General features: G+C 70.6%; 11 protein-coding genes. 7 read left to right on the plus strand and 4 right to left on the minus strand.

The features are described from left to right. Nucleotides 1-297: PAS domain-containing protein (locus ABZ910_RS33180; RefSeq protein WP_361372589.1), on the minus strand; the 297-nt coding region annotated here is incomplete at its 3' end. Between the two features lie 227 nt (nucleotides 298-524). Between ABZ910_RS33180 and ABZ910_RS33185 the strand changes: the two genes are divergently transcribed. Beyond that, on the plus strand, nucleotides 525-755 hold the full coding sequence (locus ABZ910_RS33185) for a helix-turn-helix transcriptional regulator (protein WP_361372591.1): 231 nt from the start codon (nucleotides 525-527) through the stop codon (nucleotides 753-755). Nucleotides 756-872: 117 nt separating this feature from the next. On the opposite strand, the gene katG is transcribed toward ABZ910_RS33185, so the two are convergent. Together katG and ABZ910_RS33195 are read right to left on the minus strand one after the other, a co-directional pair. Further along, the gene (gene katG / locus ABZ910_RS33190; protein WP_361372593.1) at nucleotides 873-3,104 is read right to left on the minus strand and encodes a catalase/peroxidase HPI; all 2,232 of its coding nucleotides are present in this window, start codon (nucleotides 3,102-3,104) and stop codon (nucleotides 873-875) included. Between the two features lie 24 nt (nucleotides 3,105-3,128). Beyond that, complete coding sequence (locus tag ABZ910_RS33195) at nucleotides 3,129-3,575, minus strand: Fur family transcriptional regulator (RefSeq protein ID WP_361372595.1); 447 nt, start codon at nucleotides 3,573-3,575, stop codon at nucleotides 3,129-3,131. A gap of 500 nt (nucleotides 3,576-4,075) precedes the next feature. On the opposite strand from ABZ910_RS33195, the gene ABZ910_RS33200 reads away from it, so the two are divergent. Genes ABZ910_RS33200 through sbnA form a run of 5 tightly spaced genes read left to right on the plus strand, consistent with a single transcriptional unit; the run spans nucleotide 4,076 to nucleotide 13,198 of the window. After that, on the plus strand, nucleotides 4,076-6,682 hold the full coding sequence (locus ABZ910_RS33200) for a Pls/PosA family non-ribosomal peptide synthetase (RefSeq protein ID WP_361372669.1): 2,607 nt from the start codon (nucleotides 4,076-4,078) through the stop codon (nucleotides 6,680-6,682). Between the two features lie 13 nt (nucleotides 6,683-6,695). Further along, nucleotides 6,696-10,004, plus strand: coding sequence for an amino acid adenylation domain-containing protein (locus tag ABZ910_RS33205; RefSeq protein WP_361372597.1), 3,309 nt, complete (start codon nucleotides 6,696-6,698; stop codon nucleotides 10,002-10,004). 60 nt (nucleotides 10,005-10,064) lie between these two features. Next, nucleotides 10,065-11,069 (plus strand): TauD/TfdA family dioxygenase, encoded by a 1,005-nt coding sequence (locus ABZ910_RS33210; protein ID WP_361372599.1) that lies wholly within the window; start codon nucleotides 10,065-10,067, stop codon nucleotides 11,067-11,069. Continuing rightward, entirely contained in the window at nucleotides 11,066-12,136 is a 1,071-nt protein-coding gene (sbnB, locus tag ABZ910_RS33215; RefSeq protein ID WP_361372601.1) for a 2,3-diaminopropionate biosynthesis protein SbnB, read from the plus strand. The genes ABZ910_RS33210 and sbnB overlap by 4 nt, the downstream gene beginning before the upstream one ends. 36 nt (nucleotides 12,137-12,172) lie before the next feature. Continuing rightward, complete coding sequence (sbnA, locus tag ABZ910_RS33220; RefSeq protein ID WP_361372603.1) at nucleotides 12,173-13,198, plus strand: 2,3-diaminopropionate biosynthesis protein SbnA; 1,026 nt, start codon at nucleotides 12,173-12,175, stop codon at nucleotides 13,196-13,198. A 16-nt stretch (nucleotides 13,199-13,214) separates the two neighbouring features. On the opposite strand, the gene ABZ910_RS33225 is transcribed toward sbnA, so the two are convergent. Continuing rightward, nucleotides 13,215-14,267, minus strand: coding sequence for an AI-2E family transporter (locus ABZ910_RS33225; RefSeq protein ID WP_361372671.1), 1,053 nt, complete (start codon nucleotides 14,265-14,267; stop codon nucleotides 13,215-13,217). A 237-nt stretch (nucleotides 14,268-14,504) separates the two neighbouring features. Here ABZ910_RS33225 and ABZ910_RS33230 point away from each other — a divergent pair, with 237 nt between their 5' ends. Beyond that, nucleotides 14,505-15,353 carry a PaaX family transcriptional regulator C-terminal domain-containing protein gene (locus ABZ910_RS33230; RefSeq protein ID WP_361372605.1) on the plus strand — a complete coding sequence of 283 codons (849 nt, stop codon included), beginning with the start codon at nucleotides 14,505-14,507 and terminating at the stop codon, nucleotides 15,351-15,353. Nucleotides 15,354-15,388: the final 35 nt, after the last annotated feature.

Here is a 15,388-nt window from a genome sequence, read left to right on the forward strand (position 1 = left end):
GCGCTGTGCCGGGTCCACCCCCCAGGCCCGCGGGCGCCCGTCCGGGCGGCCCCCCGCACCCCACCCGCCGCGTGCCGCCCGGCCCGGCACCGTGGCCCGGCGGACCGTCTCGTGCACGTCGCCGACGTCATCCGCGAGCAGCGCGGCCGCGGGGCGCCCGACGATCTCCGAGGGGGCGTAGCCGAGCAGCCGTCGGGCACCTTCGCTCCACCCGGTGACGATTCCCTGCTCGCTGATGGTCGCCGTGGCCGTGCCCGTTGAGGTCGGCTCACCGGGAGGGGTGGGAGGTCGCTCCATCGCCGCTCATCTCGCCCTTGCTCGTTCGTCTTTCCGCGGTCCCGACGAGGCCTTTACGGCCAGAGCTCTACTGACAAGCATGATCCTGGGCGGCACGGAGCACCAATCCGGCGGGGCTCGTGACGCGCCTGTGACAGTCGGCGTACAGCGTCATGACGCTGGCGGGCCAGACTTTTCGATAACGGACAAACCGGAGTTATCGGTCACGTTCTGCCGGAGGACATCCCATGAGCTTCACCCCCCCCACGCCGGCCGCCGCAGCCGCCGCACCTGCGCTGGCCCCGCGCGAGCGGGAGGCCCTCCGGCACATCGCGGCAGGCCGCACCTATCTGCAGACGGCACGCCACATGGGACTGTCCCGGCATACGGTCGACGCCTATCTGCGCCGTATCCGCGCGAAACTCAACATCACCAGCACCGCGGAACTCACCCGGCTCGCCATCTCGCTGGGGCTGTGACGCCGGGGCGCCCTCATATTTCTGGGGCGAATTCCCGGTCGAAATTCCTGGGTCGAATTCCTGGGGTCGAAGACGTCCAGACCGGCGGGGGCCGGCCTGGACGTCATGAGGACATGATCAGGCGAGGTCGAACCGGTCCAGGTTCATCACCTTGTCCCAGGCGGCCACGAAGTCGTGCACGAACTTCTCCTTCGCGTCGTCGCTCCCGTAGACCTCCGCGACCGCGCGCAGCTCGGAGTTCGAGCCGAACACGAGGTCGACACGGCTGCCGACCCACCGGGGCTTGCCCGTGGCGGCGTCCCGGCCCTCGAAGGTGTGCGCGTCCTCGGAGGTCGGCGCCCACGTCGTGCCCATGTCGAGCAGGTTGACGAAGAACTCGTTGTTCAGCACCCCGGGAGTCTCCGTGAAGACGCCCAGCTGCGACCCCTGGTAGTTCGCGCCCAGGACACGCAGGCCACCGACCAGGACCGTCATCTCGGGGGCGCTCAGGGTCAGCAGGTTCGACCGGTCGAGCAGCATGTACTCGGCCGGCAGCCGGGTGCCCTTGCCGACATAGTTGCGGAAGCCGTCGGCGTGCGGTTCGAGCGGCTCGAACGACTCGACGTCGGTGTCCTCCTGCGTCGCGTCCACACGACCGGGCGTGAACGGGACCTCGATCTCGAAGCCGCCGTCCTTCGCCGCCCGCTCGATGGCCGCGGCGCCGCCGAGCACGATCAGGTCGGCGAGCGAGACGCGCTTGTTGCCGGTCTGGGCGGCGTTGAAGTCCTGCTGGATGCCTTCCAGAGTGCGCAGCACCGACGCCAGCTCGTCGGGCTCGTTGACCTTCCACTCACGCTGCGGGGCGAGACTGATGCGCGCACCGTTCGCGCCGCCGCGCTTGTCGCTGCCGCGGAAGGTGGAGGCCGACGCCCACGCGGTGTACACGAGCCGGGACACCGACAGGCCCGAGGCGAGGATCCGCTCCTTGAGGGTGGCGGCGTCCGCGGCGTCGATGAGCTCGAAGTTCCTCGGCGGGAGGGGGTCCTGCCACGGCAGCGGCTCGGACGGGACCTCCGGGCCGAGGTAGCGCACGATCGGGCCCATGTCGCGGTGGGTCAGCTTGAACCACGCTCGGGCGAACGCGTCCGCGAACTCGTCGGGGTGCTCCAGGAAGTGCCGCGAGATCGGCTCGTAGACCGGGTCGAACCGGAGCGAGAGGTCGGTCGTCAGCATCACCGGGGCGTGCCGCTTCGACGGGTCGTGCGGGTCAGGAACGGTGCCCGCCCCGGCGCCGTCCTTGGGCCGCCACTGGTAGGCGCCCGCGGGGCTCTTGAACAGCTCCCACTCGTAGCCGAAGAGGGTCTTGAAGAAGCCCATGTCCCAGGTCACCGGGGTGGAGTTCCAGATGCCCTCGAGGCCGCTGGTGATGGCGTCGTCGCCGTCGCCGGTGCCGTAGGAGTTCTTCCAGCCGAGTCCCTGCTCGTCGAGCGGGGCGGCCTCGGGCGCCGGGCCGACGTAGCTCTCGGGGGCCGCGCCGTGGGTCTTGCCGAAGGTGTGGCCGCCCGCGATCAGGGCGACGGTCTCCTCGTCGTTCATCGCCATCCGGTGGAACGTCTCACGGATGTCCCGGGCCGCGGCGAGCGGGTCCGGGTTGCCGTTCGGCCCCTCGGGGTTGACGTAGATCAGACCCATCTGGACGGCGGCGAGGGGCTCCTCCAGGTGCCGGTCACCGGTGTAGCGCTCGTCGCCGAGCCAGGTGCTCTCCGGGCCCCAGTACACGTCGGCGTCGGTCTCCCAGGCGTCCACCCGGCCGCCGCCGTAGCCGAAGGTCCTGAAGCCCATCGTCTCCAGGGCGACATTGCCGGCGAGGATCATGAGGTCGGCCCAGGACAGGGCCTTGCCGTACTTCTTCTTGACCGGCCACAGCACGCGGCGGGCCTTGTCGAGGTTGGCGTTGTCCGGCCAGCTGTTCAGCGGGGCGAAGCGCTGCTGGCCCGTGTCGCCACCGCCGCGGCCGTCGCCGATCCGGTACGTGCCCGAGCTGTGCCAGGCCATCCGGATGATCAGTGGACCGTAATGGCCGAAGTCGGCCGGCCACCAGTCCTTCGAGGTCGTCAGCACCTCCGCGATGTCCCGCTTCACCCCCGGGAAGTCGAGGGTGTTGAACGCCTCGGCGTAGTCGAAGTCCGCGCCGAACGGGTTGGCCACCGGGGGGTTCTGGGCGAGGATCTTCAGGTTGAGCCGATGCGGCCACCACTGCTGGTTCTGGTCGCCCTGTGTCGGATAGGGGGTGCTCCCGTGCAGGACGGGGCAGCCGCCTCCTTCCGCCGTCTTCTCGTTCACGGCGCTTGCCTCTTGGTTCTCAGACATGGGAATCCTTCCGAACGGGGCAGATCACGGTGCTGAGGTGGTGCGAGGGGTGGAGCAGTCGGGGCAGACGCCCCAGTAGGTGACCTCGGCTTCGTCGATCGCGAAGCCGTGGTCCTCGGACGCGGTCAGGCAGGGTGCCTCACCGACCGCGCAGTCGACGTCGAGCACGACACCGCAGGATCGGCACACGACGTGGTGATGGTTGTCGCCCACCCGTCCCTCGAACCGGGCCGGGCTGCCGGCCGGTTCGATACGACGGATGAGCCCGGCCGCGGTGAGTGCGTGGAGAGCCTCGTACACGGCCTGGAGGGAGATGTGGCCGACGCGAGCGCGCACACCCGAGGCGATCGCCTCGACACCGAGGTGATCACCTTCCCGTACGGTTTCGAGCAGCGCTACACGAGCGGCCGTGACCCGCAGGCCGGCACCGCGCAGCTCCTCGGCGGTGGTCGGAGTCTGGGCTGCCGTCATGAGGCCGAACCTACTCCCCTCTACACGAGAACGATATAAGAAAGCGAATCATTCAAGTCTGGCCCTCGCAAGGCGATCATGCGGCTGTCGCGAGGCGAGCGCAAGGAGATCGTCGCGTGTCCGGGGAGCACCCGTCGACCGACGCGCGGGAACCGCCGTCCGGTGTCCCCGGGCCTGCCGGAGCGGGCCGCCAACCGGGTGATCTGCGGCGGGAGGCCGACCGAGAGGGAGCCAAGGTAGACCGGGCCGTCAGGCACGGCTGTCGCGCAGCGTGATCGATTCGGAGTGGCAGCCCGAGGGGGGTCGGCCGAAACTGAAGTCCGCGGTTCGTGATCAGGGAAGAGTGCACGGTCTCGTGGCATCCGAAGACCCGATCGGACCGCTTTTCGGAGCACGAGGACATCGCGCCGGCCCTCTGCGGCCAGTGGTTTTCGAAACGTTCTCCAGGAGGTCGAACGGTGGAGCACCCGTCCGAGGTCCACATATCCCGGCCGGACGTCATGTCCGGGCCGGACGACACCGTCATCGACAGGTGCGCCGACGCCGACGTCGACTCCGGCTCCGGCTCCGGCCCGACGGGAACCGACACCGAGGGACAACTCGCCGCCGTACTGGCCGAGGTCACCGAAGTCGAGAAGGTCCCCGTCGACGGCCACTTCTTCGACGACCTCGGTGCCAACTCCCTGGTCATGGCGCAGTTCTGCGCACGGCTCAGGAAACGGCCGGACCTGCCGTCCGCGTCCATGAAGGACATCTACCGTCACCCGACGATCCGAAGCCTGGCCGCCGCGCTCGTCGCTGCGCAGCCCGCTCCCGCCGCCGCACCCCTCGCGACGTCTTCGCCCCCGCGGACGACGGAGCCGGCACCGGTGACGCCGACGAGCAGGCTGAACTACGTGCTCTGCGGGACCTTCCAGGTGCTGCTGTTCCTGGCGTACTCGTTCGCCACGGGGTTCTGCACCGCCCGGGGCTACGAATGGATCGCCGACGGATCGGGCGTGGTCGACGTCTATCTGCGGTCGATTGTCTTCGGGGGCGGCGGCTTCGTCGTTCTGTGCACGTTCCCGGTCGTCGCCAAATGGCTGCTCATAGGCCGCTGGAAGCCGTGCGAGTTCCCCGTCTGGAGCCTGGCCTATCTGCGCTTCTGGCTCGTCAAGGTACTGCTCCACGCCAATCCGATGGTCCTGTTCATCGGCAACCCGCTGTACGTGCTCTACCTGCGGGCCCTCGGCGCGCGGATCGGCAAGGGAGTCACGATCCTCTCCCACACCGTCCCGGTCTGCACCGACCTGCTCACGATCGGACCCGGAGCGGTGGTCCGCAAGGACGCGTTCTTCCTCTGCTACCGCGCGCACGCGGGGCGCATCCAGACCGGCCGGATCACGTTCGGCCGCGACGCGTTCGTCGGTGAGAAGACCGTCCTTGACATCGACACCTGGATGGGCGACGGCGCACAACTCGGCCACTCCTCGGCCCTGTACCGCGGCCAGACCGTCCCGGACGGCGAGCGCTGGCACGGGTGCCCGGCGGAGCCCACGCAGACCGACTACGTGCGGGTCCCACCCACGCGGTGCGGCACCGCACGCCGGGCCTGGTTCGCACTGGGCGCCCTGCTCCAGCTGTTCTTCCTCTACATCCCGCTGGCCGTCGGCGGACTGTACATCGTGTTCACCGCGGTACCGGCGATCGGTGACCGGCTGGGCCCCGACACCGACGGACTCACGTCGGGGGCGATCGTCGCCGACGCGCTGCCCCTGTCCCTCGTGCTCTTCTTCGGCTTCGTCGTCGGCGGCCTGATCGTGCTGTACACCGTTCCGCGGCTGATGAACCTGGCCGTCAAGCCGGACAAGGTCTATCCGCTCTACGGCTTCCAGTACGCGCTGCACCGGGCGACGGCCCGCATGACGAACATCAAGTTCTTCGCCTGGCTCTTCGGCGACAGCTCCTACATCGTCTACTACCTGCGCGGTCTCGGATACGACCTGTCCCGCGTCGAGCAGACCGGGTCCAACTTCGGCACCGAGGTGCAGCACGAGAACCCGTACCTGGTCACGGTCGGCAGCGGAACGATGGTCGCCGACGGGCTCTCCCTCCTCAACGCGGACTATTCCAGTACGTCGTTCAGGGTGTCCCGGGTGTCGATCGGCCCGCACAACTTCCTCGGCAACAACATCGCTTACCCCGTGGGCGGCAGGACCGGTGACAACTGCCTGCTCGCGACGAAGGTGATGGTGCCGCTCGACGGCGAGGTACGCGAAGGCGTCGGCCTCCTCGGCTCACCCTGCTTCGAGATTCCGCGGTCGGTGGAGCGCGACACACGCTTCGACGAGCTGCGGAGCGGAGAGACACTGCGCCGCCGGCTCGCCGCGAAGAACCGCTACAACCTCCGCTCGATGGCCGTCCTGCTGTTCGCGCGGTGGCTGCACACCTTCGTGCTCACGGTGCTCGCGCTCGCCTCCGTCGACCTGTACGGCGTGCTCGGACACGTGGTGATCGCCGGATACCTGGCCATCACGCTCGCGTTCACCGCCCTCTACCACGTCCTCGTGGAGCGCTCCGTCATGATGTTCCGTGCGCTGCGGCCCCAGTTGTACTCCATCTACGACCGCCGGTTCTGGCTGCACGAGCGCCTGTGGAAGGTTCCGGACGAGTACCTGAACATCTTCAACGGAACCCCCTTCAAGAACGTCATCTGGCGGCTGCTGGGCGTCCGCATCGGCAAGCGGGTGTTCGACGACGGCTGCTATCTGACCGAGCGGACCCTCACCACCATCGGCGACGAGTGCACCCTCAACGCCGGCAGCAAGATCCAGTGCCACTCGCAGGAGGACGGCACCTTCAAGTCCGACGCCAGCACGCTCGGTACCGGCTGCACGCTCGGCGTCGGAGCCCATGTGCACTACGGAGTGACGATGGGGGACCGCGCCGTCCTGGCGACCGATTCCTTCCTCATGAAGGGCGAGGAAGTCCCCCCGCACGCACGGTGGGGCGGTAACCCCGCCGCGGACCTGCCCGATCCCTCCGACCAGCCCTTCGGCATCGGTGCGGGCATGGCAACGGCAACAGCGACCTCCGCACCCGACGGCGCCGCGGCGACGCTGGGTTGAGGAAGGCCATTCGATGGGAGCACCTGTGGAAACGGACCGGGAGTTCTGGGGCCGCATGCTGACCGCCGGCGGTTTCACCGCGGTGCCACGGTGGGTTCGGGAGCCGGTGGCGAAGGCGGCCGGACTGCCCAGAGTGGCCGAGTACGAGGCGGCGGTGCCGGACGACGTGGCCGAGGCGGCGCGCCATCTGGCGTGGGAGCTGGGCGCCCCGCTGAGCGCGGTGCTGCTGGCGGCGCACGCCAAGGTGCTGGCCGCGCTGTCCGGTGAGCGCGAGGTGGTGACGGGCTACGTCGCCGGGGCACGGAGCGGCCCCCTGCCGTGCCGGCTCGCCGTCGTACCGGGCCCCTGGCGCGCGCTGGTGTCCGAAGCCCAGCGCGTCGAGACGGAGTTGCTGGCGCACCGGGAGGGCCCGGTCGACGAGCTGCGCCGGGAGCTCGGGGCGGCGGGACCGTCGTACGAGATCGTGTTCGACCCGGCGGGGGCCGAGAGCGGGCTGGAGGACGACGCCGCGCTCGGCGTGGGCTGGGCCGACGAGGGCGGGCGGCTGGTGATGCGGCTGCACTACCGCCGGCAGGTGCTGGACGCCGAGTACGCGGCGTGCGTCGGCGGCTATCACCTGGCCGCGCTGCGGCTCATGACCGACGACGCGGACGCCGACCACACACGGCAGACCCTGCTGTCGGACGACGAGGTGCGCGAGCAGCTCGAAGGACTGGCAGGGCCCCGCCGGGTGCTGCCGGAAGGGCGGCCGCACGAGCTGTTCGAGCAGCGCGTACGGCAGCACCCGGACGCGGTCGCGGCGGTGCACGGCGAGCAGGCGTGGACGTACCGCGAACTCAACGCGCGCGCCAACCGGTTGGCACGCGCCCTGCTGGAGCGCGGGCTGGGCCGCGAGGACGTGGTCGCGGTCGTCACCGAACGGGGTCTCGACTGGCTGGCCGCGACGCTCGCGGTGTTCAAGGCAGGCGGTGTCTACCTGCCGATCGAGCCGCACTTCCCGGCGGGCCGCATCACAGCAACGTTGTCGCGGGCCGGTTGCCGGCTGGTGCTGACCGAGTCCGGCAGCACCGGCACCCTCGACGAGGCGCTGGCCACCCTGCCCGACGTCGAGAAGCTGCCGATCGAGACGGCGTACGCCGAGCGGCACGGCGACAGCGACGTCGGGGTGAAGGTCGCCGCCGACCAGCTGGCCTACATCTACTTCACCTCCGGTTCCACCGGCGAGCCCAAGGGCGCGATGTGCGAGCACGCGGGCATGCTCAACCATCTCTACGCCAAGATCGACGACTTGGGCATCACCGAGGGCCGCGTGGTGGCGCAGACGGCCCCGCAGTGCTTCGACATCTCGCTGTGGCAGCTGGTGTCCGGGCTGCTGGTCGGCGGGCGCACGCTGCTGATCGGGCAGGACGTGATCGTGGACGTGGAGCGTTTCGTCGACACGCTCGTCCGCGGCCGCGCCGGCGTCGTCCAGGTCGTGCCCTCCTATCTCGAGGTCGTGGTCTCGTACCTGGAGAAGCATCCCCGTGTGCTGCCGGACCTGCGGTGCGTGTCGGTGACCGGCGAGGCGCTCAAACGCGAGCTGGTCCAGCGCTGGTTCGCGATCCAGCCCGGCATCAAGCTGGTCAATGCTTACGGCCTGACCGAGACGTCGGACGACACCAACCACGAGGTCATGGACGCGGTGCCCGAGCGCGTGCTCCTCGGCCGCGCGGTCAACAACGTGCGCGTCTACGTCGTCGACGAGCACCTGTCCCTGGTGCCGCTGGGCGCGCCCGGGCTGATCGCGTTCTCCGGGGTCTGCGTCGGGCGCGGGTACGTCAACGATCCCGAGCGCACCCGTGAGGCGTACCGCGAAGACCCCTACCGGCCCGGAGAGCGGCTCTACCTGGGAGGCGACTGGGGGCGCTGGAACCCCGGCGGCAAGCTGGAGTTCCTCGGCCGCCGCGACAACCAGGTCAAGATCCGCGGATTCCGGATCGAGATCGGCGAGATCGAGAACACCCTGCTGCGGCAGGAGGGGGTTCAAGAGGCCGCGGTCGTCATCGCCGAACGCGCAGGCGACAGCAAGCATTTGATCGCCTTCTACACAGGCCGGCGCCAGGACGCGCCCCGGCTGCGCGAGGCGCTGGGCGCCGTCCTGCCCGCCTACATGGTCCCCTCGGCCTTCCACTGGCAGGAGAGCCTGCCGCTGACCGCCAACGGCAAGACCGACACCAAGGCCCTGACCGCGCTGGCCGAGCAGCCGGACCAACTCGCCGAGGCCACGGGGCTCACGGCGGCCGACGCGGCCGGTGCACACGACCGCTCCCCGCTCAGCCCGACCGAGCGGAAGATGGCGGCCGCCTGGGCCGAACTGCTGGGCGTGCCCGAGCACCAGATCGGACGCCAGGACCACTTCTTCGACTCCGGCGGGACCTCCCTGACGGCGGTGAAACTCACCATCGCTCTGGACCGCGCCGTGTCCCTCAAGGACATCACCCGGCACCCGGTCCTCGCCGACCTGGCCGCGCTCCTGGACGGCAGCGCGCCGCAGCGCTCCGAGCTGCTCCAGCCCCTGTCGGACGCGGGCGCCGGGGCGGAGTGCGCCCTGGTGTGCTTCCCCTACGCGGGCGGCAACGCCGTCAACTACCAGCCGATGGCCGGTGCGTTGGCGGGCAGCGGGACCGCGGTCTTCGCCGTGGACCTGCCCGGACACGATCTCGCCGCACGGCAGGAGCCGTTCGCGCCGATCGAGGCGGTGGTGGAGCAGGTCGTCGCCGAGATCGTCGCGCGGCGCCTGACCAGGGTCATGCTGTGGGGCCACTCCTCCGGCGCCGCGTTGGCCGTCGCGACGGCCGGAAAGCTGCGGGAGGCCGGTGTGAACGTCCCGCGGGTGTTCCTCGCCGCCCAACTGCTCGGCACTGCCGCCGACCGGGACACCGCCCTCACCGAGCTGACCCGCCCGAGCGACGCCGAGATCGCCGCCCGGCTGACCGCGGACAGCGGCTACACCGAACTCGCGGAACTGAACGCGCAGCACGCCGAGCACATCGGCGCCGCCTACCGGCACGACTGCGTCTGCGCACACCGCTACTTCCGCGACGCCCTGCTCACCCCGCCGACGGTGAAGCTGTCCGCGCCGGTCACGGTGGTCGCCGCCGCCGACGACCCTCACACACCCGGCTATGCCGATCGCCACCGCGACTGGCAGCTGCTGGCCGAGCAGGTGGACCTGCACGAACTCGCCGACGGTGGCCACTACTTCCTGCGCACCCGTCCGGCCGAGGCCGCACGCGCCGTGCTCGGGGTCCTGGGGGCCACCGAACCCCTGGCGTCCTCCTGAGCGTGCCGAAGCTCCCGAACCCTCCGAAGCCTTCGGCCGAGCAACCGAAAGGAAACCGAGATGTCGTCCTCACCCCTGGTGCCACCGCTCGACGTGGAGCTGCGACCCGACCGTCCCCCGGTCCTGCGCGTCGACTCCCCCGGTGACGCGGCGAGTTGGGCGGAGAAGTACCGCGAGGCCCTGCGCGCCCAGGTCACCGAGCACGGTGCGCTGCTCGTGCGCGGCCTGGAACTGCGGAACGTGCAACAGGCCGGTGCCGTCTTCGCGGCGCTGTCCGACGGCCTGATGACGGAGAGGGAGGCGTTCGCCCCCCGCGAGTCGTACGGCCCCGGGCTGTACTCGTCCGCCACCTGGCCGGCCAACCAGCCCATGTGCATGCACCACGAACTGAGCTACACGCTGGAGGTTCCCGGCCTGATGCTCTTCGCCTGCCTGACCGCGCCCGGTCAGGGCGGCGCCACCGCGGTGGCCGACGCGGAACAGGTGCTGCAGGCGCTGCCCGCAGAGCTCGGCGAACGGTTCGAGCGCGAGGGATGGCTGCTGACCCGCAGCTACAACGACGAGATCGGGGCGTCCCTGACGGAGTCGTTCGGCACCGACGACCGCGCCGCCATCGAGCGCTACTGCCGCGACAACGCCATCGACTTCACCTGGCAGCCCGACGGCTCCCTGCGCACACGGCAGCGCCGCGCCGCCGTGGTACGGCACCCGGTGACCGGCCGGCGCTGCTGGTTCAACCAGATCGCGTTCCTCAACGAGTGGACGCTCGCCCCCGAGGTGCGCGAATACCTGGTCGACGAGTACGGCCAGGACGGACTCCCCTTCAACACCCGCTTCGGCGACGGCTCCGAGATCGGCGAGGACGTCGTCCAGCTGCTCAACACCACCTACGAGGAGCACACCCGGCGCGAGCCCTGGCAGGCCGGCGACCTGATGCTCGTCGACAACATCCGTACCGCACACAGCAGAGAGGCCTACGCCGGAGAGCGCGAGGTGCTGGTCGCCATGGCCGAGCCGCGCACCCTGGCCGACTCCTGCCCGCCCCCGGAGGCAAGTCACCGATGAGCGACCTCTTGTCACCCGCCACCGAGCGGGCCACGTCACACGCCGCACCGGCGCCCACCTTCGCGGTGATCTCCGGCGCGCAGGTGCAGGACGCCCTCAGCGGGCACGAGGAACAGATCGTCAGGCTGGTCGAGGCCACCTACCGGCTGCACGGTGCCGGAGACTCGGTCAACCCCGCGTCGTACTTCCTGCGCTTCCCCGACCGTCCGACGGCACGCATCATCGCGCTACCGGCCTCCATCGGCGGGTCGGACCACGTGGACGGCCTGAAGTGGATCTCCAGCTTCCCGGCCAACGTGACCTCCGGCCTGCCGCGGGCCTCCGCCGTGCTCATCCTCAACGACCACGACACGGGCTATCCCTTCGCCTGCCTGGAAAGCTCCATCATCAGCGCGACCAGGACCGCGGCCTCCGCCGCGCTGGCGGCCGACTGGCTCAGCCGCGACCGGACGCGCCCCGCCCGCATCGGCTTCTTCGGCACGGGTCTGATCGCCCGCTACATCCACACGTTCCTGGCCGGCACCGGCTGGACGTTCGACGCGATCGGCGTGTACGACGTGTCCGCCGACAGCACCGCCGGGTTCTCCGGCTACCTGAAGCAGTCCGGCGCCCGGGGACGGATCACCGTCCACGACAGCGCCGAGGAACTGATCCGCTCCAGCGACCTGGTGGTCTTCGCCACCGTCGCCGGCGAACCCCATGTCACCGACCCGGCGTGGTTCGGACACAACCCGCTGGTCCTGCACGTGTCCCTGCGCGACCTCGCCCCGCGGATCCTGCTCGGCTCGGCCAACATCGTCGACGACGTCGAGCACTGCCTGAAGGCCGACACCTCCCCCCATCTGGCCGAACAGCTCACCGGCGACCGCGACTTCCTGGACGGCACCCTCGACGACGTCATGACCGGCCGGCTCACCCTGCCGACCGACCGGCCGCTGATCTTCTCGCCGTTCGGACTCGGCGTCCTCGACCTCGCCGTCGGTAAGTACGTCTACGACGAAGTAGCCCGGGCGGGGCAGCTCCGCCTCATCGACGACTTCTTCCACGACCTGCGCCGGTACGGCTGAAGCGCATCCCCTCAGCCTGGCATCAGGAGGCCCACCGTGCCCGTCATATCCACTCCTCATGGCTTCAACGAAAGCCGGCTCTACGTCGATCTCCAGCCGGTACTCGGACGGCGTCTGTACCTGAAGTGCGAGGGATTCAACTTCGCCGGCTCCATCAAGCTGAAGGCCGCGACCGAGATGGTGGAGACCGCCGAGCGCGACGGAACCCTGAGGCCGGACTCGATCCTGGTCGAGTCCTCGTCCGGGAACCTGGGCGTGGCGCTCAGCATGATCGCCGCGAGCAAGGGATACCGCTTCCTGTGCGTGACGGACGCGCGCTGCAACCTGTCGACCAGGCTGCTGATGGAGGCGCTGGGCAGCGAGGTGCACATCATCGCCGACCTGGACGCCAACGGCGGCTTCCTCGGCAAGCGGATCGACTACGTCCGCTCGCTGTGCGCGTCCGACGAGCGCTATGTGTGGCTCAGCCAGTACACCAACGCGGGCAACTGGCGGGCGCACTACCGCACGACGGCTCCGGAGATCGCCGAGCAGTTCCCGCAGCTCGACGTGGTGTTCATCGGGGCGGGCACCACCGGCACCCTGATGGGCTGCGCGCGCTACTTCCGCGAGTGGCACCGACCGGTGCGGATCGTCGCCGTGGACAGCGTGGGCTCGGTGGCCTTCGGCGGCCCGCCCGGACGCCGCATGATTCCCGGCCTGGGCATGAGCATGCGCCCGCCGCTGCTGGACGAGTCCTACGTGGACGAGGTGATCCGGGTCGAGGAGGCGGACACCATCCGCACCTGCCACCGGCTGGCCCGCCGCGGGTTCCTGTTCGGCGGCTCCACCGGAACGGTGGTCAGCGGCGCGATGGACTGGCTGGCCCGGCACGACGCGCAGAACGTCACCGCGGTCGCCGTCGCTCCCGACCTCGGCGAGCGCTACCTCGACACCATCTACCAGATCAACTGGCTGCAGGACCTGTACGGCGATGCCATCCTCGACACCGTACAGGTGCCCGCCACGTCCCACGGCGACAAGCCCGTGCCGCGGGCGTCGGGCCGCGAGCCGCGCGCGTAGCGCCGCGACGGCGGACCTACGGCGGCGTCGTCCGGAGTGTGCGCAGCACCGCCCAGACGACGGAGATGAACGGGACGGCCACGATGGCGCCGATGACGCCCGCGACGATGCTGCCCGCGATGACGGACAGGGCGACGACGAGTGGATGGAGGCGCACCGCCCAGCTCATGACCAGCGGGTGCAGCACATGGCCCTCGATCTGGCCGATGACGACGATGAGCACCAGCACGGCCAGAGCCGTGAGTGGCCCGCGCCCGGCGAGGGCCACCACGGTGGCCACCCCGAGCGCCACCGGCGAGCCCACCAGCGGCACGAACGCGGCGAAGAACTCCAGCAGCGCCAGCGGCAGCGCGAGCGGCACCCGCAGCGCGAGCAGGGCGGCGCCGACGAGGACGGCGTTGGTGGCGGCCACGATGATGATGCCGCGGGTGTACCCGGCGAACGTCTGCCAGGCCGCGCGCCCCGCACGGTCCCAGGCCGGCCGGGCACGCCTCGGCAGCAGCTCGTCCCGTACCCAGGCCCACAGGCGCTCGCCGGAGTGGATGAAGAAGACGGAGGAGAAGAGCGCGAGCGCCGCTCCGGCGACCAGCTCGACGACCCTGCCGAGACCGCTGAGGGCGCTGCTGAGCAGATTCGCCCGGTGTGTGTTGAGGTAGTCCGTCACCTGGCGCTGCAGATCCGCCAGTTTGGCCGGGCTGAGCCGGAACGGCGGGCGCTGGAGCCACAGTTCGATCCGGTGGATGCCGCCCCGGAACTGGCCCGACAGCGCCGTCGCCTCGTCCGCCACCGTGTCGCCCACGAGAGCGAGCAGGCCGAACAGCAGCAGCACACTGCCGACGAGCGCCACCGCGACGCTCAGGGACCTCGGTAGCACCCGGTCCAGGACGTCGGCGACGGGGTGCAGGACCGACGTGATGACGAGTGCGAGGAACAGCGCCACGGCGATGAGATGGAAGCGGCCGAGGACGGTGAAGGCGCCGTAGACGACGATGCCGACGAGAATGAGGCGCCAGGAGTAGGCCGCGGCGACGCGCAGCCACGGCACCGTATGCTCGGCCGCCGAGGTCATCCGGCCGGCGTACGCCTCGCGACCGGCGCGGCCGCCCGACGGGAGCCGCGCGGACCGCCCCGGCCGGTCGCCCGGCGCCGACGAGCCGCCCGCCCGGCGCCCTCGGCCGCGCCCGCCCTCCGCATCGCCCCCATGGGACACCACGTCGCTCACCTCCTCTCTGCTGCTGACACTCGGTCACGTGCACGCTTTGGGCAACTCGGGAGGGGAACGGGGTGCCCCGGATACGCTGATGGCGTGGATGTCGTGCAGCCGGCGGTCAGCAGGCGCCGGGAGCTCGGTGACGCCAGCGCACGGTCACTGCTGATGACGATGCTCGGCGAGTACGTCCTGCCCCGGGGCGAGCCGGTGTGGACCTCGGTCCTCGTGGACGCGCTGGCGGTCTTCGGCGTCGAGGAGAAGTCGGCCCGTCAGGCGCTCGCCCGGACGGCGGCGGAGGGCTGGCTGGCGCCCGAGCGGCTGGGCCGCCGGGTGCGCTGGGCGCTGACCCCGCCGGGGCGGCGGCTGCTCACCGAGGGCGCGGAGCGCATCTACGACGTCGGCGGCGAGTGCGCCTGGGACGGCACCTGGCTGGTGGTCCTGGTCTCGGTGCCGGAGGCCAGGCGCGATCTCAGGCACCGGGTGCGCACACGGCTCAGCTGGGCCGGCTTCGGCTCCCCGGAGCCCGGCGTGTGGATAACTCCCCACGCCGCTCGCGAGGCGGAGGCGCTCGGCGTCCTGAAGGAACTCGGCCTCGCCGACGACGCGTTGTCCTTCACCGCCACCCACGGCGCGCTGGGCAGTGAGGCGGCCATGGTGACCCGCGCCTGGGACCTCAGCGAGCTGGCGGAACGCTACGCGGCGTTCATCGACGCGTTCACGAGGCCGCACCCGGCCGACGGCGACGCCGTCCTGCACGCCCAGACCATGCTGGTGCACGAATGGCGCCGCTTCCCCTTTCTCGACCCGAGGCTCCCCGCGAAGCTGCTGCCGGCCGACTGGAGCGGCGCCTCGGCGGCCGCACTCTTCCACGACCGACACGCGGAGTGGAGTCCTGCGGCGCTACGGCGCTGGGCGGAGCTGACCGCGCGGCACGAGCCGGAGTGAGACCACGGCCTGGCACCGGCGGGGCGCGCTGTGCG

The organism is Streptomyces sp. NPDC046805, assembly GCF_040645355.1.
Classification (GTDB): Bacteria; Actinomycetota; Actinomycetes; order Streptomycetales; family Streptomycetaceae; genus Streptomyces.